The organism is Mesorhizobium loti (assembly GCF_013170705.1).
Classification (GTDB): domain Bacteria; phylum Pseudomonadota; class Alphaproteobacteria; order Rhizobiales; family Rhizobiaceae; genus Mesorhizobium; species Mesorhizobium loti_D.
Genome location: NZ_CP033334.1, coordinates 6,798,616 through 6,821,514 on the forward strand (window position 1 = coordinate 6,798,616; position 22,899 = coordinate 6,821,514).

22 protein-coding genes and 1 riboswitch are annotated in these 22,899 nt (G+C 62.3%); of the genes, 9 read left to right on the forward strand and 13 right to left on the reverse strand.

Translation table 11 applies throughout. From position 1 onward, the window contains the following. Positions 1-52: 52 nt before the first annotated feature. The 3 genes from mmsA to araD1 all read left to right on the forward strand — a co-directional run bounded on the left by mmsA (position 53) and on the right by araD1 (position 4,062). A complete protein-coding gene (gene mmsA, locus EB815_RS33095) occupies positions 53-1,585 on the forward strand; it encodes a multiple monosaccharide ABC transporter ATP-binding protein (RefSeq protein ID WP_056570468.1) in 1,533 nt (510 codons plus the stop codon). Continuing rightward, positions 1,582-2,868, forward strand: coding sequence for a multiple monosaccharide ABC transporter permease (gene mmsB, locus EB815_RS33100; protein WP_056570070.1), 1,287 nt, complete (start codon positions 1,582-1,584; stop codon positions 2,866-2,868). Before mmsA ends, mmsB begins: the two co-directional genes overlap by 4 nt. A 201-nt stretch (positions 2,869-3,069) precedes the next feature. Beyond that, positions 3,070-4,062: an AraD1 family protein gene (gene araD1, locus EB815_RS33105; RefSeq protein WP_056570068.1), complete on the forward strand. Its 993-nt coding sequence runs from the start codon at positions 3,070-3,072 to the stop codon at positions 4,060-4,062. An 8-nt stretch (positions 4,063-4,070) separates the two neighbouring features. Here araD1 and EB815_RS33110 read toward each other — a convergent pair whose 3' ends face one another. Next, positions 4,071-5,039 carry a LysR family transcriptional regulator gene (locus EB815_RS33110; protein WP_056570066.1) on the reverse strand — a complete coding sequence of 323 codons (969 nt, stop codon included), beginning with the start codon at positions 5,037-5,039 and terminating at the stop codon, positions 4,071-4,073. Between the two features lie 93 nt (positions 5,040-5,132). Here EB815_RS33110 and EB815_RS33115 point away from each other — a divergent pair, with 93 nt between their 5' ends. Next, on the forward strand, positions 5,133-5,816 hold the full coding sequence (locus EB815_RS33115; RefSeq protein WP_056570064.1) for a L,D-transpeptidase: 684 nt from the start codon (positions 5,133-5,135) through the stop codon (positions 5,814-5,816). 109 nt (positions 5,817-5,925) lie between these two features. Here the strand turns inward: EB815_RS33115 and EB815_RS33120 are convergent, their stop codons facing one another. Further along, the gene (locus EB815_RS33120) at positions 5,926-7,020 is read right to left on the reverse strand and encodes a 2'-deoxycytidine 5'-triphosphate deaminase (protein ID WP_056570062.1); all 1,095 of its coding nucleotides are present in this window, start codon (positions 7,018-7,020) and stop codon (positions 5,926-5,928) included. Between the two features lie 97 nt (positions 7,021-7,117). Beyond that, a riboswitch (SAM riboswitch) is annotated at positions 7,118-7,195 on the forward strand. 56 nt (positions 7,196-7,251) lie between these two features. On the opposite strand from EB815_RS33120, the gene EB815_RS33125 reads away from it, so the two are divergent. Beyond that, on the forward strand, positions 7,252-8,442 hold the full coding sequence (locus EB815_RS33125; RefSeq protein WP_056570060.1) for an O-succinylhomoserine sulfhydrylase: 1,191 nt from the start codon (positions 7,252-7,254) through the stop codon (positions 8,440-8,442). Positions 8,443-8,475: 33 nt separating this feature from the next. On the opposite strand, the gene EB815_RS33130 is transcribed toward EB815_RS33125, so the two are convergent. Continuing rightward, positions 8,476-9,627 carry a ceramide glucosyltransferase gene (locus EB815_RS33130; RefSeq protein ID WP_056570058.1) on the reverse strand — a complete coding sequence of 384 codons (1,152 nt, stop codon included), beginning with the start codon at positions 9,625-9,627 and terminating at the stop codon, positions 8,476-8,478. A 300-nt stretch (positions 9,628-9,927) separates the two neighbouring features. Between EB815_RS33130 and apaG the strand changes: the two genes are divergently transcribed. Then, positions 9,928-10,320 (forward strand): Co2+/Mg2+ efflux protein ApaG, encoded by a 393-nt coding sequence (gene apaG / locus EB815_RS33135; RefSeq protein ID WP_056570466.1) that lies wholly within the window; start codon positions 9,928-9,930, stop codon positions 10,318-10,320. 36 nt (positions 10,321-10,356) lie between these two features. On the opposite strand, the gene EB815_RS33140 is transcribed toward apaG, so the two are convergent. The 3 genes from EB815_RS33140 to EB815_RS33150 all read right to left on the reverse strand — a co-directional run bounded on the left by EB815_RS33140 (position 10,357) and on the right by EB815_RS33150 (position 13,616). After that, positions 10,357-11,388 carry an Hsp33 family molecular chaperone gene (locus EB815_RS33140; protein ID WP_081294919.1) on the reverse strand — a complete coding sequence of 344 codons (1,032 nt, stop codon included), beginning with the start codon at positions 11,386-11,388 and terminating at the stop codon, positions 10,357-10,359. 100 nt (positions 11,389-11,488) lie between these two features. Further along, positions 11,489-12,400: an ornithine carbamoyltransferase gene (gene argF, locus EB815_RS33145; protein WP_056570462.1), complete on the reverse strand. Its 912-nt coding sequence runs from the start codon at positions 12,398-12,400 to the stop codon at positions 11,489-11,491. Between the two features lie 16 nt (positions 12,401-12,416). After that, a complete protein-coding gene (locus tag EB815_RS33150) occupies positions 12,417-13,616 on the reverse strand; it encodes an aspartate aminotransferase family protein (protein WP_056570056.1) in 1,200 nt (399 codons plus the stop codon). A gap of 357 nt (positions 13,617-13,973) precedes the next feature. Between EB815_RS33150 and EB815_RS33155 the strand changes: the two genes are divergently transcribed. Beyond that, positions 13,974-14,492 carry a GcrA family cell cycle regulator gene (locus tag EB815_RS33155; RefSeq protein WP_056570053.1) on the forward strand — a complete coding sequence of 173 codons (519 nt, stop codon included), beginning with the start codon at positions 13,974-13,976 and terminating at the stop codon, positions 14,490-14,492. A gap of 54 nt (positions 14,493-14,546) precedes the next feature. On the opposite strand, the gene EB815_RS33160 is transcribed toward EB815_RS33155, so the two are convergent. The 3 genes from EB815_RS33160 to EB815_RS33170 all read right to left on the reverse strand — a co-directional run bounded on the left by EB815_RS33160 (position 14,547) and on the right by EB815_RS33170 (position 17,757). Then, a complete protein-coding gene (locus tag EB815_RS33160; protein ID WP_056570051.1) occupies positions 14,547-15,554 on the reverse strand; it encodes a magnesium and cobalt transport protein CorA in 1,008 nt (335 codons plus the stop codon). A gap of 97 nt (positions 15,555-15,651) precedes the next feature. Further along, positions 15,652-16,377 (reverse strand): phosphate signaling complex protein PhoU, encoded by a 726-nt coding sequence (gene phoU, locus EB815_RS33165; RefSeq protein ID WP_056570049.1) that lies wholly within the window; start codon positions 16,375-16,377, stop codon positions 15,652-15,654. Between the two features lie 114 nt (positions 16,378-16,491). Continuing rightward, positions 16,492-17,757 carry an ATP-binding protein gene (locus EB815_RS33170; RefSeq protein WP_056570046.1) on the reverse strand — a complete coding sequence of 422 codons (1,266 nt, stop codon included), beginning with the start codon at positions 17,755-17,757 and terminating at the stop codon, positions 16,492-16,494. A gap of 212 nt (positions 17,758-17,969) precedes the next feature. On the opposite strand from EB815_RS33170, the gene ppk2 reads away from it, so the two are divergent. Beyond that, the gene (ppk2, locus tag EB815_RS33175) at positions 17,970-18,878 is read left to right on the forward strand and encodes a polyphosphate kinase 2 (RefSeq protein WP_056570044.1); all 909 of its coding nucleotides are present in this window, start codon (positions 17,970-17,972) and stop codon (positions 18,876-18,878) included. A 49-nt stretch (positions 18,879-18,927) separates the two neighbouring features. Here ppk2 and EB815_RS33180 read toward each other — a convergent pair whose 3' ends face one another. The 3 genes from EB815_RS33180 to EB815_RS33190 form a co-directional block, all read right to left on the reverse strand. Continuing rightward, a complete protein-coding gene (locus tag EB815_RS33180; RefSeq protein ID WP_081295035.1) occupies positions 18,928-19,674 on the reverse strand; it encodes an enoyl-CoA hydratase-related protein in 747 nt (248 codons plus the stop codon). Between the two features lie 8 nt (positions 19,675-19,682). Beyond that, complete coding sequence (locus EB815_RS33185; protein WP_056570040.1) at positions 19,683-20,321, reverse strand: acyl-homoserine-lactone synthase; 639 nt, start codon at positions 20,319-20,321, stop codon at positions 19,683-19,685. 98 nt (positions 20,322-20,419) lie between these two features. Beyond that, positions 20,420-21,151, reverse strand: a complete 732-nt coding sequence (locus EB815_RS33190) for a helix-turn-helix transcriptional regulator (protein WP_056570038.1) — start codon at positions 21,149-21,151, stop codon at positions 20,420-20,422. Positions 21,152-21,452: 301 nt separating this feature from the next. On the opposite strand from EB815_RS33190, the gene EB815_RS33195 reads away from it, so the two are divergent. Continuing rightward, complete coding sequence (locus EB815_RS33195; protein WP_171883372.1) at positions 21,453-22,262, forward strand: transporter substrate-binding domain-containing protein; 810 nt, start codon at positions 21,453-21,455, stop codon at positions 22,260-22,262. 60 nt (positions 22,263-22,322) lie between these two features. Here EB815_RS33195 and EB815_RS33200 read toward each other — a convergent pair whose 3' ends face one another. Further along, positions 22,323-22,736: a tellurite resistance TerB family protein gene (locus tag EB815_RS33200; protein WP_056570030.1), complete on the reverse strand. Its 414-nt coding sequence runs from the start codon at positions 22,734-22,736 to the stop codon at positions 22,323-22,325. Between the last annotated feature and the right edge of the window lie 163 nt (positions 22,737-22,899).

The window sequence follows — 22,899 nt, forward strand, 5'->3', positions numbered from 1 at the left end:
TTCACAAGCGACCCCGGTATTGTTTCTGCCGGCCTCGGAGGAGCTTGCGCCAATGACCTCGACGATTTTGGAGATGCGCGACATCACCAAGACGTTCCCCGGCGTGAAGGCGCTGTCGAATGTCAACCTGCGTGTCGAGGAAGGCGAGATTCACGCCGTGGTCGGCGAGAACGGCGCCGGCAAGTCAACGCTGATGAAGGTGCTTTCGGGCGTCTATCCCGCGGGGACCTACGACGGCCAGATCATCTTTCAAGGCCAGGAATGCCAGTTCAAAGGCATCCATGACAGCGAACACAAGGGCATCGTCATCATCCACCAGGAGCTTGCGCTGGTGCCGATGCTGTCGATTGCCGAAAACATCTTCCTCGGCAACGAACACGCCAGATACGGTGTGATCGACTGGGATGCCAACGAGGAGCGCACCAGCGCCCTGTTGAAGAAGGTGGGTCTCAAGGAGGACCCCAAGACACTGATCACCAATATCGGCGTCGGCAAGCAGCAGCTGGTCGAGATCGCCAAGGCGCTGAGCAAGGAAGTCAAGCTGCTGATCCTCGACGAGCCGACGGCATCGCTCAGCGAAAAGGACAGTCAGGCGCTGCTCGATCTTTTGCTCGAGTTCAAGCGGCAAGGCATGACCTCGATCCTGATCTCGCACAAGCTCAACGAGGTGAACCGGGTCGCCGACAAGGTTACCGTCATCCGCGACGGGCGCACCATCGAGACGTTGGCCAAGAAAGACATTTCGGAAGACCGCATCATCACCTCGATGGTCGGCCGTTCGCTCGACGACCGCTACCCGCCGCGCGAGCCCAAGATCGGCGAGGTCGTGTTCGAAGTGAAGAACTGGTCGGTCTACCACCCGCTCCATGCCGAACGGCAGGTGATCAAGGGCATCGACATCAACGTGCGCAAGGGCGAGGTGGTCGGCATTGCCGGGCTGATGGGCGCTGGCCGAACCGAATTCGCAATGAGCCTGTTCGGCCGCTCGTATGGCCGCCGCATCACCGGCGAGGTGCTGCTCAAGGGCAAGCAGATCGATGTCTCGTCGGTGAGCAAGGCGGTCGAACACGGCATCGCCTATGTCACCGAGGACCGCAAGACCTACGGTCTCAACCTCATCGACCACATCAAGCACAACATAACACTCGCCAATCTCGGCGGCGTGTCGCGCCACAGCGTCATCGATGATCTGCGCGAGCTCGCCATCGCCAACGACTATCGCAAGAAGACGAACATCCGTGCATCGAGCGTCTATCAGATGACCGGCAATCTCTCGGGCGGCAACCAGCAGAAGGTGGTGCTGTCGAAATGGCTGTTCGCCGACCCGGACGTGCTGATCCTCGACGAGCCGACACGCGGCATCGATGTCGGCGCCAAGTACGAAATCTATACGATCATCGCGCGTCTTGCCTCGGAAGGTAAGGCGATCGTGGTCATCTCGTCGGAGATGCCGGAATTGCTCGGCATCACCGACCGCATCTACGTCATGAACGAAGGGCGCATCGTGGGCGAAATGCCCGCGGCGGACGCAAGCCAGGAAAAAATAATGCGCGCCATCGTTCGGGGAGAAGGAAAAGCAGCATGAGCACCGAAAGCGCCCCCGCCCCGCAGGGCAACGTCGCCGAAGAACAACGTCCACGCATCGCCGTCTCGGCGCTGACGGCGAACCTGCGCGAATACGGTCTGATCATCGCGCTGATCGTCATCATGCTGTTCTTTCAGTTCACCACGTCGGGAACGCTGTTCAAGCCGGTGAACCTCAGCAATCTGGTGCAGCAGAACTCCTTCATCATCGTGATGGCGCTGGGCATGCTGCTGGTTATCGTTTCCGGCTATATCGACCTCAGCGTCGGATCGGTCGCGGGCTTCATCGGAGCGCTGGCGGCAAACATGATGGTCATCTGGCAGCTCGGGCCCCTCAGCAATCCGCTGGTGGTGTCCATCGTCTGCCTGATCGTGGGCGGCCTTATCGGCGCGGCGCAAGGCTACTGGATCGCCTATCACCGAATACCGAGCTTCATCGTGACGCTGGCTGGCATGCTGATCTTCCGCGGCATCTGCCAGGCGCTGCTGGGCGGCGGATCCTCGGTGGGGCCACTTCCAGACGAATTCAAGGCGCTGAGCTCCGGCTTCATACCGGACGTGATCGGCCCGCTGACGCTGATCCCACCGACGGTGAATGCCGCCGGCAAGACCATCATGGGCAGCGGCCTGACGCTGCATATGACGACGATCGTGCTGGGCGTGATCGCCGTGCTGGCCTATGCCTATTTCGGGCTGCGCACCCGGCGCAAGCGCGAGCGCCATGGCTATGAGGCCGAACCCTTCCCCCTGTTCGTCGTCAAGACGCTGGTCGCCAGCGCGCTGGCGCTGTTCCTGGTCTATGAGTTCGCCAGTTACAGGGGACTGCCGGTGGTACTCCTCGTCATGGGCGTGCTGATCTCGCTGTTCGTCTTCGTCACCAAGCGTATGACCATCGGCCGTCGCATCTACGCAATGGGCGGCAACGCCAAGGCGGCGCAGCTGTCGGGCATCAACACCGAGCGGCTGACGCTTTACGTGTTCATCAACATGGGCGTGCTGTCGGCGCTCGGCGGCCTGATCATCGCTGCCCGCCTCGGCCAGGCCGTGCCGGCGGCGGGTCTGGGCTCGGAGCTCGACGTCATCGCCGCCGTCTTCATCGGTGGCGCCTCGGCGATGGGCGGCGTCGGCCAGGTCATCGGCGCCGTGGTCGGCGGCTTCATCATGGGCGTGATGAACAACGGCATGTCGATCATGGGCGTCAACGTCGACTGGCAGCAAGTGGTCAAAGGCCTGGTTCTGCTCGGCGCCGTGATCTTCGACGTCTACAACAAGAACAAGGCCTGACAGGTTTAGGCGAGGCAAGCAGGAGGCATACGATCGCGGCGCGGCCGGCAAGTTGTCGGCATCAGGAGATCCCCCGGGGGATCAAGCCCGCGAGCGCAATCCGGACGAAGAGTTCAACCCGTGGCGCGGCTAGGTCCGAGCCGCGCAGGTCAAGGTTTGCCAGGAGGCAGCCGGGCCAAGACACATGAGAGAGGACTGACCATGCTGATCTCGCAGATTCTCGACGACGCCGACACCATTCGTGTCGTTGCCCGCAGCGGCGGCAAGACCCGGATCATCAACGGCGCCCGCAGCGTCTATTCGCTGGCGATGGAAGCTGCCCGCACCGGCGTCGGCCTTGCCACGCTGATCGAGCGCAAGGGGCTTGGCGAGACGATCGATCTCGACTTGGCCTACAAGAAGGGGCGGCTGTTGTCGCCGATCAACCATCCCGATCCGGCTCACCTGCATCTCACCGGTACGGGCTTGACGCATCTCGGCTCGGCGGCGACGCGCGATTCCATGCACAAGAAGCTCAGCACCGATGGCGAGGAGCAGCTCACCGATTCCATGAAGATGTTCCGAATGGGCCTGGAGGGCGGCAAGCCCGCCAAAGGCCAGGTCGGCGTGCAGCCGGAATGGTTCTACAAGGGCAACGGCACCATGGCCGTGGCGCCAGGTGCGGCGCTCCTGTCACCGGCCTTCGCCAAGGACGCCGGGGAAGAGCCAGAGGTGGCCGGCATCTATGTCATCGGCGACGACGGCGCGCCCTTCCGTGTCGGCTTCACGCTGTCGAACGAATTTTCCGACCACGTGACCGAGCGCGTGAACTATCTCTTCCTCGCCCATTCCAAGCTGCGCAATGCCTCGTTCGGGCCGGAGATCCTGATCGGCGACCTGCCTTCCGATATCAGGGGCACGTCGCGCATCGTGCGCGACGGCGAGACACTGTGGGAAAAGCCGTTCCTGTCAGGCGAAGCGAACATGTCGCACACCATCGCCAATCTCGAACACCATCATTTCAAATATTCGGCGTTCCGCCAGCCGGGCGACGTGCATGTGCACATGTTCGGCACAGCGACGCTGTCCTTCGCCGATGGCGTCAAGACCGAGGCCGGCGATGTATTCGAGATCGAGGCTGGGGATTTCGGCCTGCCGCTGCGCAATCCGCTGGAGATCGAAAAGCCTGTGAAGGTCGCGGTGAAGGCTCTGTAAGGCGCTCGTTACTGGAGTGCGTCGAGAAGGGCAATGCTTGGCCCCAAAGCCTTTTCCGCCGGGGCGACGCCGGTCGTGTCGACGCCGTCGACCTGCGTCAACCGAGAAATGATATGGTCGCTCAGCGCCCTGACGGCTGGGCGCATGAACCGGATGGATGGGTAAGCGATGAACAATTCGCTTGGCCGTACCTCGTAGTCGGGCAAGATTCGAACGAGCCGCCCAGCCTTCAAATCCTCGGACACGAGAAGAAGCTGAACCGGTCCAGCGGCATGGCCGCTCAGGACCGTATTTGCGATCACGCTCGCATCGTTCGTGCGCAGGATCGAATGAACCGCCACTTCCGTCTGCTCAAAACCTTTGATGAGCGCGAGCATGTTGCGGGAGGACAGTACGGCCGGAGTAACGACAAGATCAGCCACGGCCAGTTGATCGAGCGTGTCGATAGGTCCGACCCTTCGCAGGAAAGACGGACTGGCAACCAAAATTCGACGAACCTGACCGATGCGCCGAACAATAACTTCTTGCGCCTCCGGGCGCCCATAGCGGATTGCAAGGTCGAAATTTTCATAGACCAGATCGACCACCCTGTTTTCGAGAACAAGCTCCACCGTCACCTTCGGATGCCTGCGTTGAAACTCCATCACGATTGGATGCAGATTTTTCACCCCGATGCATGAGGGAGTATGAACACGAATACCGCCCTCGATCACACCGGCGTCCGATCGCACACCTTCCAAAGCGGCGTCGATCTGGGCCAAGGGAGTCCGGCTCGCATCGTATAGTGCCCTGCCTTCCGGCGTGGGTCTGACGTGGCGCGCCGAACGCTCCAGGAGCCGGGCCTGGAGATGTTTCTCCAGGTTCGAGACAAGCTTTGATACCGCAGGCTGGGAAATGGCCAAGTCTCGCGCGGCGCCTGTTATCGACCCTCTCTCGACGGTCCGCAAGAAGGCCCTCAAGGCTGCAGCGACGTCCATAGTATTCCAATCAGTTATTGAAGCTATAAATCAATTCTCATTGCTTATGCCAAGGAGGCTGGTCATATCAAGACGAAATTTGCCAAGGAGATTATGACCTTGAACCGTAGAGGGTTTCTGATCGCCACGCCGTTGGTGCTTGCCGGCTGCGCCACCAACGCCACCGTGCCTTTGCTTCCGGCCACCGCCCCGCCGACGGCGGATCCACATTATCTTTCGATGTACGCCGCCGTACCTGGCGAGCCGTTCCCGGTCGACGCGATCGACCTGTCGCGGATCGTCGACCCGAAGTATCTACGCCGCGAGGTGGCCTATGCAGGAAGCGAGCGTCCCGGGACGGTAGTTGTCGATCCCAATGAAAAATTCGCGTATCTGGTTCTGGAACAGGGCCGGGCCATACGCTATGGCGTTGGTGTGGGAAAGGTGGAATCCTTCAATTTTCAAGGCGAGGCGGTGATCGCCTGGAAGCAGAAATGGCCACGCTGGACCCCGACGCAGGACATGATAGGCCGCGATCCCGAGCGCTACGGCCCCTTGCGCAACGGTCTTGCGGGAGGACCGCGAAATCCTCTCGGCCCTCGCGCACTCTACCTTCATCGCAACGGGCGCGACACGCTTTACCGGCTCCATGGCACAATCGAGCCATGGACGATCGGCACAAAGGTTTCCTCGGGGTGCATCCGTCTGCTCAATCAGGATATTATAGACCTGTACGACCGGGTTCCCGAAGGCAGCAAAGCTGTTGTCCTGCCGATCAAGTCTCAAGCGGTAGCTTAGACCAACCATCATCTATCGATCGGCCTCATGGCACCGCGCGGCCTTCTGGACGCGCAAGGTAGGCCCGAGACTTGATCCCAGCGAAGTCAGGCAGACCGGGCTGTAAAGATCACCGCGCGGCGCGGAAGTGCTTGGACAGCTTCAGGCCTTGCGCCTGGTAGTTGGAGCCCAGATCGGTGCCGTAGAGCGCCTGCGGTCGCTTCAGCATGTGCTCGTAGACCAGCCGGCCGACGATCTGGCCGTGGTCGAGGATGAAAGGTACCTCGTGGCTGCGCACTTCGAGCACGGCACGGCTGCCGGTACCGCCGGCCGCCGAATGGCCGAAGCCTGGGTCGAAGAAGCCGGCATAATGCACGCGGAATTCGCCGACCAGCGGGTCGAATGGCGTCATCTCGGCTGCGTAGAGCGGCGGCACATGTACCGCCTCCTGGCTGACGAGGATGTAGAATTCGTCAGGATCGAGCACCAACTCGCCGGCGCCGCTCTTGTGGATCGGCTCCCAGAAATCGACGACATCCTGCGCCGCGCGCTTGTCGACATCAACAAGGCCGGTGTGATGCTTGCCGCGATAACCGACCAGCCCGTCACTGTCGCCCTTGAGATCGATCGACAGCGCGATGCCGCCGCCCGAAATATTCGGCGGCTCGGTGGCGACCAGCATTTGCGCGCGGTGCAGTTCATGCAGTTCGGCTTCCGCGAGCAGCGCGTTGCCGGTGCGAAAGCGGATCTGCGACAGGCGCGAACCGGTGCGCACGACGATCGGGAAAGTGCGTGGGCTGACTTCCAGATAGAGCGGACCGCTGTAGCCGGCCGCGATCTTGTCGAACTCGTGGCCACGGTCCGTCATGACGCGGGTGAAGATGTCGAGCCGCCCCGTCGAACTTTTCGGATTGGCCGAGGCGGAAATGTCCGCCGGCAATGCCAGGCTTTCAAGCAAGGGCACGATGTAGACGCAGCCGGTTTCCAGCACCGCGCCGTCGGCAAGATTGATCTCGTGCAGCTTCAGCCGGTCGAGCTTCTCCGAAACCTTGTGATTGGGGCCGGGCAGGAAGGAGGCCCGCACCCGCCAGGCCTTGTCGCCGAGTCTCAGATCGAGACTGGCCGGCTGGATCTGGTCGGCATCGAGCGCGCGCGTCGACTTCAGCGCCCCAGACTGGAACAGCGCCGAAATGTCCTGATCGGGAAGAATGCCCGTCTCTCGCAAGGCTTCGCTCCTAGAGGGCAGGCTGTGTCGAACCCGCCTGGTACAAACCTCTTAATGAAGCCGGCAATTGACGCAAGCGTGGGACGGGTCTAAAGGGTCTTTATCCCGTGGTGATTTGGCCGGTCGGCTTGCAGCCACGTTAAACAAGTCGCTAAAGGACCGTCGGGCCGCAAGGCCGTATGGACCGGTTGCGACTTTCGCGGCCGGTTTTTTTGTGTCTGGAATAAAGCGATGAGCACCAAGAAGCGCAACTGGAAGCCTCAGACAGCCCTCGTGCATGGCGGAACCCTGCGGTCCGGCTTCGGCGAAACCTCCGAGGCGATGTATCTGACGCAGGGCTATGTCTACAAGACGGCGCAGGCGGCAGAAGCCCGTTTCAAGGGCGAGGAACCAGGTTTCATCTATTCCCGCTACGCCAATCCGACCGTCGACATGTTCGAAAAGCGCATGTGCGCGCTCGAAGGCGCGGAGGATGCGCGCGCCACGGCATCGGGCATGGCCGCGGTCACGGCGGCCCTTCTGTGCAGCGTCAAGGCCGGCGACCATATCGTGGCGGCGCGCGCGCTGTTCGGCTCCTGCCGCTGGGTGGTCGAGACGCTGGCGCCGCGATACGGCATCGAGGCCACGCTGGTCGACGGCACCGACATCGCCAATTGGGAAAAGGCGGTCAGGCCCAACACCAAGCTCTTCTTCCTGGAAAGCCCGACCAACCCGACACTGGAAGTGGTCGACATATCAGCCGTCGCCGCACTGGCCAATTCAATCGGCGCGCGGCTTGTCGTCGACAATGTCTTCGCCACGCCCTTGCAGCAAAAGCCGTTGCAGCTTGGCGCGCATATCGTCGTCTATTCGGCGACCAAGCACATTGACGGCCAGGGCCGCTGTCTCGGCGGCGTGATCCTGTCGGACAAGAAGTGGATCGACGAGAACCTGCACGACTATTTCCGCCATACCGGCCCCAGCCTGTCGCCCTTCAATGCCTGGACGCTGCTGAAGGGCCTGGAGACGCTGCCGCTGCGCGTGCGCCAGCAGACCGAGAGCGCTGGCAGGATCGCCGATTTTCTCGCCGAGCAGTCGCAGATCGCGCGTGTCATCTATCCCGGCCGCGCCGACCACCCGCAGGCCGATATCGTCAAGAAGCAGATGTCGGGTGGCTCGACGCTGATCTGCCTCGATGTCAAGGGCGGCAAGCAGGCAGCCTTCGCCCTGCAGAATGCACTCGACATCGTGCTGATCTCGAACAACCTTGGCGACGCCAAGAGCCTGATCACCCATCCGGCGACGACGACGCACAAGAATTTGAGCGACGAAGCCCGCGCCGAACTCGGCATCGGGCCCGGTACGTTGAGATTGTCGGCCGGCCTGGAAGACACCGACGACCTTCTGGAGGACATCGCACAGGCGTTGAAAGCCGCCCAATAGCAGGCCGTCCAGACGGCGTCGACCGCGGCGGGTTCAAGCGCGCGACGGCGTCTCTTCAAGTTCGGCGGCCTTGGTGCCGATGGTCATCGCGTTGCCGCGCCAGTCGACAGCGCCGCCGAGCCAGCCGCGCGCCCACATGGCTGGAAGCATCAAGTCCCGCACAATCATCGCCGCGACCATACGCGGCGACAGGTACCAGCCCTTGGACCAGGCCAGTGCGCATTCCGGAAGGTAGAAGGCCGCAAGCACGGCGACGGCTGTCAGCGGCAGGCTGAAGCCGGCGCTTGCCGCCGCACCCAGCGCAAGCACCAGCGGCACCCCCGCGCCGGTCAGGATTTCAGGCGCGAAGAACAGAGGAAAGGTAACGCGGCGCAGGCGCGCCCAGCGAGCCTGGCGGGACCAGATCTCGCCAAGCGTGCGGCGGCCAAGCGGCTGTTCGAAGGGCGAAGCGACGAGATTGACGCGCAGGCCGACCCCATTGACCAGCTTGGTCGCGGCGGCGTCCTCGGCGATTTCGGCTGCCAGCGCGCGGATGCCGCCATTGGCATCCAGCATCGGCTTGTTCCAAAGCATGCTCTTGCCCTGGGCAAAGCCAAGGCCGAGCGCCTCACCGGCATACTGCCAGCGCGCCTGCAGCGTGTTGAGGAAGGCGCATTCGACCTCGGCCCAGAAGCCATCCGGCCGTGAGCCTATCGGCGTCGAGCAGACAAGGCCTGTGTTTGGCCGCCACGCCGCAATCAGATGCTGGATGTAATCTCTGGGCATCAGCACGTTGGAATCGGCCAGGACGACCCAGTTGTGCCGCGCCGCCTCCCAGCCCTTGACGCAATTGTTGAGCTTGGGATTGGCGCTGACGCGATCGTCACCGATCAACAGCCGGGCCGGCACCTCGGGGAAATGGGCGATGGCCTGTCTGATCAAACCGACCACCGGATCATCGGCGTGGGCAACGCAGAAGATCAACTCATAGCGCGGCCAGTCGAGAGAGAAGGCGCGTTCCAGCGTCTCGTGCGTGAACGGCTCGACACCACGCGACGGCACGACAATCGACACCGGCGGCAACTTGCCGGCTGGCCGTGCGATCGTGGTGCGCCGTTTCAGCCGCGAAGCGGCCAGCGCGATGCTGGCAGCGTTGGAAAGGATAAGAGCAGTCGAAAGCGAGGTGGCTATGAGAGTGAGTTCCATCGAGGTCTGGGCACTCCGGAAGAGACGGCCCGCGGTGTGGCCGCTTTCAACAGTTCGACAGAGCGCCGAGTCGCTCGGTTCGCGCACACCACCATTGTCATGTGTCACTTAAATGACATTCTTTGCCGGCACCTGCCTTTCGAGGACGAGCGCGTCAAGACGCGCACGTTGACCTCCTCGCCTGGAGGGCCGAGAGTTTTATTTTGTTTGAGCATGGCCTTTGAACAAACGGGAAGCGTTTGACCGAGAAAACCGGTTCCACTTTTCGCGATCATGCTCGATATCGTTTTGGAGCCGCTTATGTACCGCGCCGTAACGCGCAATATCGAAGTGCAGGTCAGGCCGTTCTATCTCGAGGACCGTTCGGATCCTTCCGAGAACCGCTACGTCTGGGGCTACCAGATAACGATCGACAACCAGTCGGACGAATTCGTGCAGCTTCTGTCGCGCTATTGGCACATCACCGACGGCGCCGGCCGGGTCGAGGAAGTGCGCGGCCCCGGCGTTGTCGGCGACCAGCCCGAACTCAATCCCGGCGACAGCTATCAATACACGTCGGGCTGCCCGCTCTCGACACCGTCAGGGATCATGGTCGGACGCTATACGATGCGCAACCAGCGCGGCGAGACATTCGACATCGCCATCCCGGCCTTTTCGCTGGATCTGCCGGGAACGAGACGGACGGTGAATTAGCGTCCTTCTCCCCGTTGCACGGGGAGAAGGCTCGACTCACTGCGCAGCGAATTCCGCAGGGTCGAAGTCATATTGCTTCGAGCAGAATTCGCAGGCGACGTGGATGCCGCCATCCTCGGTCGAGTCCTTGATCTCCTGCGCGGAGAAGCCCTCGAGGATGCCGCGGATCTTGTCCCTGGAGCATGAGCACTGGTCGGCGACGGGGACGCCGCCGAAAACGCGCACGCCATGCTCATGGAACAGGCGATAGAGCAGCCGTTCGGCGCCGATCGTCGGATCGATCAGCTCTGTCGGTTCGATGGTGCCGAGCAGCGCCAGCAATTCCTGCCAGGAATTGTCGGCCGGATCGTGGATCTCCTCGCGTGGATCGCCGTCGCCGCCGGGCAGGTCCGGAACGCGCATACGCTCGGGGGACTGCGGCAGGAACTGCGCCAGGATGCCGCCGGCACGCCACTGTTCGCGCGCGCCACCAGGGCCCGGCGTCAAAAGCTTGGCCACAGACAGCCTGATATCCGTCGGAATCTGTTCCGACTGGCGGAAATAGGTACGCGCCGCGTCCTCCAGCGTCTCGCCGTCGAGTTGCACGATACCCTGATAGCGCTGCATGTGGGCACCCTGGTCGATGGTCAGCGCCAGCACGCCGCTGCCGAGCAGCGTCTGCTGGGACGTCTCTCCTGCCGCGACCAGCGCCTCGAGCCGATCCGCATCGAAGCGCGCATAGGCGCGCAGCGCCGAAGGCGTCGTGAAATCCGCCACCAGCATGTCGACCGGCCCGTCGGTGCGGGTCTGCAGGATGAACTTGCCCTCGAATTTGAGCGAGGTGCCGAGCAGCACCGTCAGCACGCAGGCTTCCGCCAGCAGGCGGGCGACCGGCTCGGGATAGTCGTGGCGGCTGAGGATGGCGTCGAGCATCGGCCCGAGCTGGACCGTGCGACCGCGCACGTCGAGCGGGCCGACCTCGAAAGGCACGACATGGTCGTCGCCGGCATAGCCGAACTCGCCGAGTTTGGGGTGATGTTCAGTCACTTGATGCGTTTCCAACATGACAAAGCTCCAGGGCGCGGCCATGCCGCCCGCTGGGGTGCATGCGTCCAAACGCGCTTGATTTGCGTGATGCGGCGCAGATAGGCATCGCGCCCCCGCAGATCAAGCGCCCGGACACTTCATCTCAAGCACCAAGACACCAGGCGAGCACCGCCTTCTGGGCGTGGAGCCGGTTCTCGGCCTCGTCGAAGACCACCGAATGGGGTCCGTCGATAACCTCGTCGGTCACTTCCTCGCCGCGATGCGCCGGCAGGCAGTGCATGAACAGCGCGTCCGGCTTGGCATGCGCCATCAGCTTCGCGTTGACCTGGTAGGGCGAGAAGACGTTGTGGCCACGGGCGCGATGCTCCTGGCCCATCGACACCCAGCAATCGGTGACGACGCAGTCGGCCTGGTCGACGGCTTCCTCGGGTGAGCGGGTGAAATGGAGCTTGCCGCCATGCGCCCTGGACCAGTCGACGTGCTTCTGCGCCGGCTCGCTGCCTTCGGGAACGGCGACATTGAGGTTGAAGCGGAACCGTGCAGACGCTTCGAGCAGCGAATGCAGCACATTGTTGCCGTCGCCGGTCCAGGCGATGGTCTTGCCGGCAACCGGACCGCGATGCTCCTCGAAGGTCATGATGTCGGCCATCAGCTGGCAGGGATGGGTGTCGTCGGTCAGCCCGTTGATCACCGGCACAGTGGCGTTCTCGGTCAGTTCCAGCAACCGGTCATGCGAGGTGGTGCGGATCATGATCGCGTCGACATAGCGCGACAGGACCTTGGCGGTGTCGGCGATGGTTTCCGAGCGGCCGAGCTGCATCTCGGTACCGGTCAGCATGATGGTCTCGCCGCCAAGCTGGCGCATGCCTACGTCGAAGGAAACGCGTGTGCGCGTCGACGGCTTGTCGAAGATCATCGCCAGCACCTTGCCTTCGAGCGGCTTGGTCCGCTCACCAGCCTTGAGGCGCGCCTTTCGCACCACCGCGTCGTCCAGCATGAAGCGCAGGTCGCCCTCGGAAACGGTGGAAAGATCGGTAAAATGGCGAACTGACATCAGCAATATTCCGGAATTACTTCGCGGCGGCCACGGCGATGGCGTCCGCCAGGCCTTTGGCACCGGCGCGGATGCGGTTGAGCGCTTCGTGGATCTCGGCGTCGGTGACGGTGAGCGGCGGCAGCAGGCGGATGACGTTGTCACCGGCCGGAACCGCCAGCAAATGCTGGTCGCGCAGCGCCATGTTCACCTTGGTGTTGGGCATGGCGCATTTGAGGCCAAGCATCAGGCCGGTGCCCCTGATGCCTTCGATGACATCGGGAAACTCGTCCGCGACCGCCGCCAGGCCTTGCTTCAACAGCAATGCCTTGCGCTGCACATCCTCGAGGAAGCCGTCTTCGAGCACCACATCGAGGACTGCATTGCCGACAGCCATGGCCAGCGGATTTCCGCCGAAGGTGGTGCCGTGCACGCCCGACGTCATGCCAACCACGGCCTCGTCGGTGGCCAGGCACGCGCCCATGGGGAAGCCGCCGCCAATACCCTTGGCGATCGCCATGATGTCGGGCGTCACGCCCGTCCACTCATGCGCGAACAGCTTGCCGGTGCGGCCGATGCCACACTGGACCTCGTCGAAGATCAAGAGCAGGCCGTGCTGGTCGCAGAGCTGGCGCAGCCGCTTCAACGATTGTGTGGGCACCGGGCGAATACCGCCCTCGCCCTGCACCGGTTCGATGAGGATCGCGGCGGTTTCCGGCGTGATCGCCTTCTCGGCGGCATCGATGTCGTCGAAGCCGACCTGGTCAAAACCTTCGACCTTGGGGCCGAAGCCTTCGAGGTATTTGTACTGGCCGCCGGCGGCGATGGTCGCAAGCGTGCGGCCATGGAAGGCGCCTTCGAAGGTGATGACGCGGAAGCGCTCGGGATGACCCTTGACGAAGTGGTAGCGCCGCGCCGTCTTGATCGCGCATTCCAGCGCCTCGGCGCCGGAGTTGGTGAAAAACACCTTGTCGGCGAAGGTGGCATCAGCCAGGCGCTCGCCAAGCCGGCTCTGTCCCGGGATCTCATAAAGGTTGGAGACGTGCCAGAGCTTGCCGGCCTGCTCGGTCAGCGCCGCGACCAAATGCGGATGGCCGTGGCCAAGCGAATTGACCGCGATACCGCCGGCGAAATCGAGATATCGCTCGCCCTTGTCGGTAACCAGCCAGGTGCCTTCCCCGTGGTCGAAAGCCAGGGGTGCGCGAGCAAAGGTCTCGTAAAGCGCCGAACCGCTCATTATATGCGTCTCCGGTACCGGAAAATCAAAAAAGCCGCCAAAGCGGCGGCCTTGTGCGGCTTATCGTGTTTTTCGGCCATGAAGTCAACGAAAACGTCGCGTAGTGCGCGCGGCAAGCCCTCCAACGCGATGCCGGCTCATAAGCGACCGGGCAAGTTGGGGAAAACCGAAAAAACCGATTCGTGTTGCACTTGGGACTCTTGTCACCGAGTCAGCGCATAAGGTAATTGTAGTCGAGAAATAACTAGATTTCGTGCGGCGGACCTAATCACCAGATATATGTGGTGTCTGCCCCAGCAGTGGTGCTGGGTCGGGAGTGGATTCCGATTGCCGCACGCTTAGCAGGAGCGCGGTCTCATGAACTGGACTGACGAGCGGGTCGAACTTCTCAGAAAACTGTGGTCGGAGGGTCTGAGCGCAAGCCAGATTGCCGCTCAGCTTGGAGGGGTGAGCCGCAATGCCGTCATCGGCAAGGTGCATCGGCTGAAGCTGTCGGGCCGCGGCCGCGCAACGGCGACGCCGGCACGCCAGAAGAAGGCGACACAGGGCTCGACCGTCCAGAAATCGGTGGCGCGCGCCGCAACCACGGCTCGCCATGTCACGGCATCGATCGGCGCGACCGCCCTTCAGACGCAATTCGACGCCGAGCCGGTGGCGCGACACTATATCCGCCCGGTCGAGAATGTGGTGGTACCGATCTCTCGGCATCTGCAACTCGTCGAACTGACCGAGCGCACCTGCAAATGGCCGAACGGCGATCCGTTGTCGGAGGACTTCAATTTCTGCGGCAACGAAGCCGCAGAAACCGGTCCATATTGCAAATACCACGCCCGCGTGGCCTTCCAGCCGGCGGCGGAGCGCAGGCGCAATCGCTGAGCGCCAAGTAGTGAGTAGTGAATTTCACTACTTACTAATTTCTACTGACTTACCTTACAGCCAGCCATTCTTGCGAAACCGCCAGTAGAGAACCGCGCAGATCGCCGCGATGGTCGCCAGCACCATCGGGTAGCCATATTCCATCTTCAGTTCCGGCATGTCGGTGAAGTTCATGCCGTAGATGCCGGCGAATGCCGTCGGCACGGCCAGAATGGCCGCCCAGGAGGCAAGTTTCTTCGAGATCGCCGTTTCCTGGCTCTGACCGACCAGCAGGCTTGCCTCGAACGCGAACGCCAGCACCTCGCGCAAACTGTCGATCTTTTCCTGGACAGTGCGGATGTGGTCGGTCACGTCGCGAAACAGCGGGTGCATGGCTGAATGGATTTGCGGCAGGTCGGCGCTGGTCAGCCGGCGGCAGACTTCCACCAGCGGCAGCGCCGCGTTGCGCAGGCGCAGGAGATCGCGGCGCAGCATATAGAGCCGCTCGATGTCGGGACCGGTCATCGGCTTCAGCAGGACCTTGTCTTCGATCGCCTCGACCTCGTCCTCGATCTGCTCGAGAACGGGCATGTAGTTGTCGACGATGAAATCGAGAATGGCATAGAGGACGAAATCCTCGCCCTTGGCCAATGAATGCGGGCAGCTTTCCCAATGCTGGCGAACGGCGGCGTAGGAGGTCGACGGGCCATGCCTGACGCTGACGATATAGCCCGAGCCAACGAACAGATGCGTCTCGCCGAAGGTCACCCGTCCTTCGATCAGCTGCGCGGTGCGGGCGACGATGAACAGCGCGTCACCATATTGCTCGAGCTTCGGCCGCTGGTGCGGATGCTCGGCATCCTCGATCGCCAGTTCGTGCAGATGGAATTGTGCCTGGACGCGCAGCAGAAGGTCACGGTCCGGTTCGAGCAGCCCGATCCAGACGACGTGTCCCGATTTCTTGGCCCAGTCGCCGGCTTCCTCGATCGGAATATCGGCAATACGCCGCCCGGCGGTGTAGACACTGGAGGCGATGATGCCTGACGTTGGCGCGGCAGGCTTGAACTCTCGGACATATTCCATCGCAGCCTCCTGAAGGCAGGACCTTTATCAAGGCCTGAGAAGCTTAACGCCGGGATAGTTTAGCGCAATATGATCTAGCGTTCGAGGGGAAGAGCGTTCATTTCGCCGGCAGCGTCGCGGAAAGACTTATCTTATCGGTCTTGTCGCCTTTCGGCCGCTCGGCCGGCATCTGGTCGCCAGTGACGATGTAATAGATGGTTTCGGCGATGTTGGTGGCGTGATCGCCGATGCGCTCGATGTTTTTGGCGCAGAACAGAAGATGCGTGCAGGGTGTGATGTTGCGCGGATCCTCCATCATGTAGGTCAGCAATTCACGGAACAGCGACGTGTACATGGCATCGATCTGGTCGTCGCGGTCACGCACGAAGCCGATCTTGTCGACCGAGCGCGAGGCATAGACGTCGAGCACTTCCTTGAGCTGCGTCAGCGCCAGGTTGGCCAGCGCCTCCAGGCCACGAAACAGGCTGGTTGGCTGACGGCCGTCGGTGACGGCGACCACCCGCTTGGCGACATTCTTGCCGAGGTCGCCGACCCGTTCGAGATCGGCGGAGATGCGGATGGCGCCGACGATCTCGCGCAGGTCCGTCGCCATCGGCTGGCGTTTGGCGATGATGATGATCGCCTTGTCGTCGATCTCGCGCTGCCCTTCATCGAGCACGGCGTCATCGCGAATGACTTTCTGGGCCAGTCCCGGATCGGCATTGACGAGAGCGGCGACCGCCTGCTCGACCATGCGCTCTGCATGGCCGCCCATAGCGGCGATGCGCTTCGACAGATATTTCAGCTCCTCGTCATAGGCGCTCATGATGTGCACGGACTGCATGAATGAAATGCCTTCCCACGGGTTCTTTACTTTGAGTCGTTTCCTCGAATCCCCGCTGATACGCTAGCGGGATGACAGAAAAAAGAAACGGTCCAGGGGAAAACTAGGGCGAGATCAGTGCGTCGGCAAATGAACCGAGAAGGCGGCGCCCTTGCCGACCTCGGATTTGATCGTCAGCCTGGCGTTATGGCGCGTCAGAATATGCTTGACGATCGACAGGCCGAGGCCGGTGCCTTTCTGGGTCCGGCTGGTCTCGACGTCGATGCGATAGAAGCGCTCGGTGATGCGAGGAATGTGTTCCTCGGGAATGCCGGGGCCGAAATCCCGGATCGTCACGTCGATGCCGGGTTCGGAATCGAGGTCGCCGCGCGCGATCGACACCAGGACACGGCCGCCCGACTGGCCGTATTTGCAGGCGTTTTCCAGGAGATTCTCGAAAACCTGGAACAACTCGTCGCGATCGCCCGGCACATTGAGAGGCCCCTTGGCGAAATCACGCTCGATGGCAACGCTGTTTTCGCGGGCAAGCGGGGCCAGCGAATCGATGACGCTGTCGACGGTCTGGCGCAGGTCGACCTCCGTCCCGGGCTTCAGATACGGCTTCATCTCAAGCCGGGACAATGACAGGAGATCATCGATCAGCCGCGCCATGCGGCCGGTCTGGTTCTGCATGATCTGCAGAAATTGCTCGCGCGCCGCCGGATCGTTGCGGGCCGGTCCGCGCAGCGTCTCGATGAAACCGGCGATCGAGGCCAGCGGAGTGCGCAATTCGTGGCTGGCATTGGCGATGAAGTCGGCGCGCATGCGGTCGATCCGCCGCGTCTCGCTCTGATCCTTGAACACCAGCACATAGAGATCGGTGCCGTGCCCGACCGAGGACGCGCTGACCCGGTAGGCCCGCTCGACCGGCAGCTTCTCGGTATAGTCGACGACATCCGAGGCGAGAGTACCCGACAACACGCTGTCGAGCAGGGTCTGCATTTCCGGCGCCCGGAATTTCAGCGGCAGCGATATGCCCGGTGCGATCCCGCCAAAGGCGGCAAACGCGGCGGCGTTGGCATGCACGATGGTGGCGGCATGGTCGAAGATGATGAGCGGGTCGGCGACGGCCGCCGCCAGATATTCGCCCGACAGGCGCTGCAGGCCGATCGCCTCGATCGCGGCGGCACCATCGGCGGACTGGCCGAGTCCCGCGGCCGGCAGCATCGCCGCCGCAAGCAACAGGAGCAGCGCCGGTACCAGCGCGTAGGCGGACACGCCCGCGAAGGCAAAAGCGATCAGAACCGCGGCGACACCGGCAGCAAGCAGCCAGCGGCTGTTCCACAGCCGGGCGGCCAGGATTTGCGCCATGCCCTTCTGCCCTGCGTCCAGATCAGTCATTCGCTCGCGCGCCCGCGCCCCATCGGTCGTGCGGCAGCGGAAACTTCCGCTGGACCGCTCCGCGCATGATCCCGTAAATCGGGAATCGATTCTCGGAAAGGATCATGCGCAAAATCAAAAGTCCTGCAGCGTCGTTTGCGCGTCCAGACGGACGCGCGGTCTGTAGTGGCTCCCAATAGCATGAGTCCGAAAGCTGGAAAGGGTTCGTCAGCATGAAAAATGCCAAGGAAAGTTCCGCCGCGCCGGCTTCGGGTCCGCTGAAGATCAGGATCGACGGCAAGGAACGGGAATTCGACATCGAGAATCCCGAGCTTCCGGAGTGGGTCGAGGCCAAAAAGCTGACCGCGGGAGGCTACCCCTACGACAAGAAGATGAAAAGCGACGAGTATGACGAGACGCTCGAAAAGTTGCAGATCGAGCTCGTCAAGGCGCAGGCATGGCTGCAGGCGACCGGCAAGCGGGTGATGGCCCTGTTCGAGGGCCGTGACGCCGCCGGCAAGGGCGGCACGATCTTCGTGGTGCATCAGTATCTCAACCCGCGCACGGCACGCAACGTGGCGCTGACCAAGCCGACCCAGCCCGAGCTGGGACAATGGTACTACCAGCGCTATGTCGACCACTTCCCGACATCGGGCGAGTTCGTCACTTTCGACCGCTCCTGGTACAACCGCGCCGGCGTTGAGCCGGTGATGGGCTTCTGCACGCCCGAACAGCACGAGAAGTTTCTCGACGAGACGCCCCATTTCGAACGGATGATCGTCAATGACGATATCCATTTCTTCAAGTTCTGGCTGAACATCGGCCGGGAAACGCAGCTCGAGCGTTTTCATGACCGTCGCTACAGTCCGCTGAAGAGCTGGAAGTTCTCGCCGATCGATGTCGCCGGCATCACCAAATGGGATGATTACACCAAGATGCGCGACACCATGTTCGAGCGGACCCACAAGGCGTTCGCGCCATGGATCATCGTGCGGGCCAACGACAAGCGCCGCGCGCGGCTGGCGGTGATGCGGCGCATCCTGTTGTCGCTGCCCTATGAGGGGCGCGATCTCGATATCATCGGCAAGGAAGACAAGAAGATCATCGGCGAAGGACCGTCATTCCTGGGCAAGGAGGGCTGAATTCGCCGTGCCGCGTGGCCTCCACGCGGCACGGCATTCTTCGCGATCCTCAGGCCGCCAGCCTTGCAATGCGCTGCAGGCGCCGCAGCGTGGTGTCGTCCTGCAATGCCTGCTGGAACAGCGATATCTCCTGGTCGATGCGATCGCACAGCGCGCCGGTGTTCCCCTTGAGCAGCCCACGGGTCTGCAGAAGGGCAGCGACCGGCTTCTTGGCCAGCTGCCTGGCCCGTCCGAGCGTCGCCTCCTCCACGCCGTCATGCACGATCTCGGCGACGAGACCGAGCGCCCTGGCATCCTCGGCGTGGAGCGTGTCGCCGAGGCAAAAGAAGCGGAAGGCGCCGGCATAGCCGAGCTTCTGCGGCGCCAGGATGCTGGTCGCCGCGTCCGGCACAAGGCCGAAATCGACGAACGGCACCCGGAACGTGCTTTCATTGGAGGCGATCACCATGTCGCAATGGAACAGGATCGTGCAGCCGACGCCGACGGCATCGCCGTCGACGCAGGCGAGGATAGGCTTCGGGAACGTCGCCAGCGTGCGGAACATGTCGGTGACGGCGGCGATGAGCTTCTGATGCTTGGTGGCGTCGAGGAATTCGGAGAAGTCGCCACCGAGGCAGAAACAGCCCGCCAGGCCACGCAGCACGACGACACGAACCTCATCATTGTCGGCGGCTTCGTGGAACGTCCTGGCAAGGCTTTCATAGGCCCTTCTGTCGAGCACCGGCCGGCCGTCATTCGACGACACGGTGACGATGAGCGTGTGGTTGCGCAGTTCCGGTTGCGGGTGCATGGCCATCTCCGATCTCATGACGCCCTCCTTTGGCCGAACATGTCTGGATATCCCCTGGCCAGAACGGGAGCATGATGATTGCGGCGCGAACGCACCACATCCAGCGTGTGCTCGGTGAAGGAGAGCAGTGTCGCCACGACCTGCTGATTTCCGTAGGTGCGCTGGTAGCCTAGCGGCGTCGCCAGGAAATGCAGTTGCAAGGCGCGCAATACCCACATCGGCTCGAACTCGATGATCACCTTGTCGACGCCGCGCTTCAGCCCCCACTCGACGAAGCCGGCGATCAATTCGGTGCCGACCGTCGAAACGCCGCGACGGCCATCGCGGAAGCCTGGAGCCACCGCATAGCGGGTCAATTCCCAGATGTTTGGGCCCGATGGCGGCGTTCCCTCGGAAAGGTCGGTCAGGACTTCGGTCAGCAGATGGGGCCGCGTGGTCGGCAACATCCTTTGATAGCCTGCGATTTCGTTGCCTCTGATGACGATCTGATGCACCGCCTCGTCATGGTCGAACTGGTCGACCTCGAATCCGTCCGGGCGCCGCAGGTCCTCCCACCCCATTTCTTCGACAAATATCTGGTAGCGCAGCCGATGGACGGCCTCCCAAAGGTCGGGACGTTCCATCAATTCCTGAGTTGTAAGACAAAAAAGCATGCCGTCGTCTCCTGGGTTTAAGAGGAAGATACGGCCGTGCTTCAGTGAGAAAATTGCGTGATCACGTAGGCAAGAATTTCTAGGTCGGCACGGCCGACCTAACTAATGTAGCCGCGCCTTATCGCTTCGGCGACAGCCTGAACCCGGTTGACGGCACCGAGTTTGCTTTTGGCGTTAAGAAGATGTTTCTCCGAGGTGTGCTCCGAGATGCCGAGGATTTGCGAAATCTCCCATTCGGACTTGCCGACAGCCGCCCATTGCAGGCATTCGCGCTCGCGCGGAGTCAACTCGATATGGTCGATGGTCTTGGCCGCCATGGTGTGGAGCTGCATGGCGCGGCCAACGGCATAGGTAGAGACCAGCGACACCAGGCCGAACTCTTCCGCCGACAGCTGCACGGCCTCGCCACCCAGCGACACCATGACGATCTGGCCGTCGAGTGTGATCAGCGGGAAAGCCAAGCCGTCGCGCAGCTTGAAGGCGCCGGCATCGCCCATCACTTCGCCGCTGCTCTTGTCGAAGCGAATGCCCTCGGCGGCTTCCCGCCACTGGAACGGCGCCTGCAGTTGTTTCATGTGGCTGACCACGGGATCGTGATCGACATAATTGCGCGACACGTAGCGCTCCAGCCATTCGACAGGCCAGTCGCACAGCAGGACATGCTGCTTTTGCTGCCCGGCCGGCGTGCCCGGCTGCGGAACGGTTCCGGCCATAAGCGCGGTCAGACCGAAATCCGACGTTATGCCCAACAGCTTCTCGCAAACCACCGCCGCCGTTCCGGCGTGCTGCAGTTGGTCTATGTATTCCAGCGTACGATCGAATTGACCCATCGCAACATCAACCCCATGTTGCCTCATGCATTGAGACCGATGGTCCATGCCTTGCCTGCACTTTGCCACCGACCACGGATTGCAATCGCACTTTTCCGGTTGTGGTTCTCGACCCTGGTCCCCCAACCAAGGCAGCCACCGCTGTTTGCAAACGCGCTAAATCATATCCTGAAATCGGCGCGTTGAAATCAAAAACCATTGTGCCTGTATCATTTTCGTACCAAAACCAGTGCGAAAACGAGTGCGGCGGAGTTCTATCGTGGCGTTCCAATGGCGGTTCCTGGTCCTGGCGTCGCTGCTGATGGCGGCACTGCCGGCGGCTTCTGGCGCGCGCGCGGCGGAACCGCAGGTGCCGGTGCTGTGGGACGCCAAGGAACGGTTGCCCAAGCCAGATCTTTCGGCCCTGCCACGGCTGCGGTTCCTGACGACCACGGATTTTCCACCCTTCAATTTCCTCGACGGCTCGGGAAAGCTGTCCGGTTTCCACATCGACCTGGCACGCGCCATCTGCGCCGAACTCGGCATCATCGACAAATGCCAGATCCAGGCATTGCCCTGGGCCGAGCTCGAAGGGGCGCTTGAGAAAGGCGAGGGCGAAGCCATCATCGCCGGCATCGCCGCAACGCCACAGGCACGCCAGACATATGCCTTCTCACGCTCCTATCTGCAGTTTCCGTCGCGTTTCATCATGCCGAAGGGCAAGGCGTTGACGGAACCGGTCTTCGACAAATTGCACGGCAAGCGCGTTGGCGTGATCGCCGGCTCGGCGCATGAGCGCATGCTGCGCGACTATTTCAACACGGTCCAGGTCGTCTCCTTCGACGGACCGGAAGCCCTTTACGCCGACCTCAAGGCGGGCAAGATCGATGCGGCCTTTGGCGACGGCATGCGCTTCGCCTTCTGGCTGGGCGGCTCGCACGCCGCAGGCTGCTGCCGCTTTGCCGGCGGTCCCTATCTGGCGCCAGAATATCTGGGCACGGGCATGGCCATCGCCACACGGGCGGACAATCCGGCCCTGGCCGCCGCGATCGACTACGCGCTGCAGGAGATTTCGATGAAAGGTACCTTCGCCGAATTCTACCTGCGCTATTTCCCGGTCAGTTTTTTCTGATCCGGTCCCGGTCAGTTTTTTCCGATCCGGTTCCGGTTTTCTGATCCGCCCGTAACGCAGTCAGGTCAGAGTGCGCAGCCGCGCCTTGGCCGCGCGGCCGATGGCGGCGACGGTCAGTGTGTCGAGATCGAGCTGCCGGCGGATCAACTGCAGCACGCGCACTTCCTCCATGCGCATTTCGAGATCGACGGCGGCCACTTCGAAGGCAGCGGCATAGGCGGTGTCGCGCAGGCGCTCCGGCAGGGCTTCGGCGACTTGTGCCAGGACACCCTCCAGGCCGTCCTTTTCATGCAGCAGCTTCTGGCAAGCCTGGGCGACGGGAACCAGCCTATCCTGCTTGAAATCCTCGAACACCGGCCATGAGCGGACAACATCGCCGATCCGGGCCAGTTCGACATCGGTCATGTCCCGATCGGAGGCCGAGGTGATGACCATCAGGTAGATCAGGGCTTCATGCGGCGTCGGCGATGGCATTCGGTACTCCTTGAACGGGCTTCGAAGGTAGGAACGGCGCTCGGAGGCCGCAAGGAAAAAGCGCCGCAATCGTTGACGCTCCGGCCCCGCGCGCCTAGAGACCGGTTGAAAATCGACACCGCGGCCAAACCAGCGAAAATAGTCTGGCCGGCGAATAATTTGG

Bases quoted from the DNA above. Each gene is read 5' to 3' on its own strand.
- mmsA (WP_056570468.1), top strand. From the start codon at position 53: ATGACCTCGACGATTTTGGAGATGCGCGACATCACCAAGACGTTCCCC.
- mmsB (WP_056570070.1), top strand. From the start codon at position 1,582: ATGAGCACCGAAAGCGCCCCCGCCCCGCAGGGCAACGTCGCCGAAGAA.
- araD1 (WP_056570068.1), top strand. From the start codon at position 3,070: ATGCTGATCTCGCAGATTCTCGACGACGCCGACACCATTCGTGTCGTT.
- EB815_RS33110 (WP_056570066.1), bottom strand. From the start codon at position 5,039: ATGGACGTCGCTGCAGCCTTGAGGGCCTTCTTGCGGACCGTCGAGAGA.
- EB815_RS33115 (WP_056570064.1), top strand. From the start codon at position 5,133: ATGACCTTGAACCGTAGAGGGTTTCTGATCGCCACGCCGTTGGTGCTT.
- EB815_RS33125 (WP_056570060.1), top strand. From the start codon at position 7,252: ATGAGCACCAAGAAGCGCAACTGGAAGCCTCAGACAGCCCTCGTGCAT.
- EB815_RS33130 (WP_056570058.1), bottom strand. From the start codon at position 9,627: ATGGAACTCACTCTCATAGCCACCTCGCTTTCGACTGCTCTTATCCTT.
- apaG (WP_056570466.1), top strand. From the start codon at position 9,928: ATGTACCGCGCCGTAACGCGCAATATCGAAGTGCAGGTCAGGCCGTTC.
- EB815_RS33140 (WP_081294919.1), bottom strand. From the start codon at position 11,388: ATGGCCGCGCCCTGGAGCTTTGTCATGTTGGAAACGCATCAAGTGACT.
- argF (WP_056570462.1), bottom strand. From the start codon at position 12,400: ATGTCAGTTCGCCATTTTACCGATCTTTCCACCGTTTCCGAGGGCGAC.
- EB815_RS33150 (WP_056570056.1), bottom strand. From the start codon at position 13,616: ATGAGCGGTTCGGCGCTTTACGAGACCTTTGCTCGCGCACCCCTGGCT.
- EB815_RS33155 (WP_056570053.1), top strand. From the start codon at position 13,974: ATGAACTGGACTGACGAGCGGGTCGAACTTCTCAGAAAACTGTGGTCG.
- EB815_RS33160 (WP_056570051.1), bottom strand. From the start codon at position 15,554: ATGGAATATGTCCGAGAGTTCAAGCCTGCCGCGCCAACGTCAGGCATC.
- phoU (WP_056570049.1), bottom strand. From the start codon at position 16,377: ATGCAGTCCGTGCACATCATGAGCGCCTATGACGAGGAGCTGAAATAT.
- EB815_RS33170 (WP_056570046.1), bottom strand. From the start codon at position 17,757: ATGACTGATCTGGACGCAGGGCAGAAGGGCATGGCGCAAATCCTGGCC.
- ppk2 (WP_056570044.1), top strand. From the start codon at position 17,970: ATGAAAAATGCCAAGGAAAGTTCCGCCGCGCCGGCTTCGGGTCCGCTG.
- EB815_RS33180 (WP_081295035.1), bottom strand. From the start codon at position 19,674: ATGGCCATGCACCCGCAACCGGAACTGCGCAACCACACGCTCATCGTC.
- EB815_RS33185 (WP_056570040.1), bottom strand. From the start codon at position 20,321: ATGCTTTTTTGTCTTACAACTCAGGAATTGATGGAACGTCCCGACCTT.
- EB815_RS33190 (WP_056570038.1), bottom strand. From the start codon at position 21,151: ATGGGTCAATTCGATCGTACGCTGGAATACATAGACCAACTGCAGCAC.
- EB815_RS33195 (WP_171883372.1), top strand. From the start codon at position 21,453: ATGGCGGCACTGCCGGCGGCTTCTGGCGCGCGCGCGGCGGAACCGCAG.
- EB815_RS33200 (WP_056570030.1), bottom strand. From the start codon at position 22,736: ATGCCATCGCCGACGCCGCATGAAGCCCTGATCTACCTGATGGTCATC.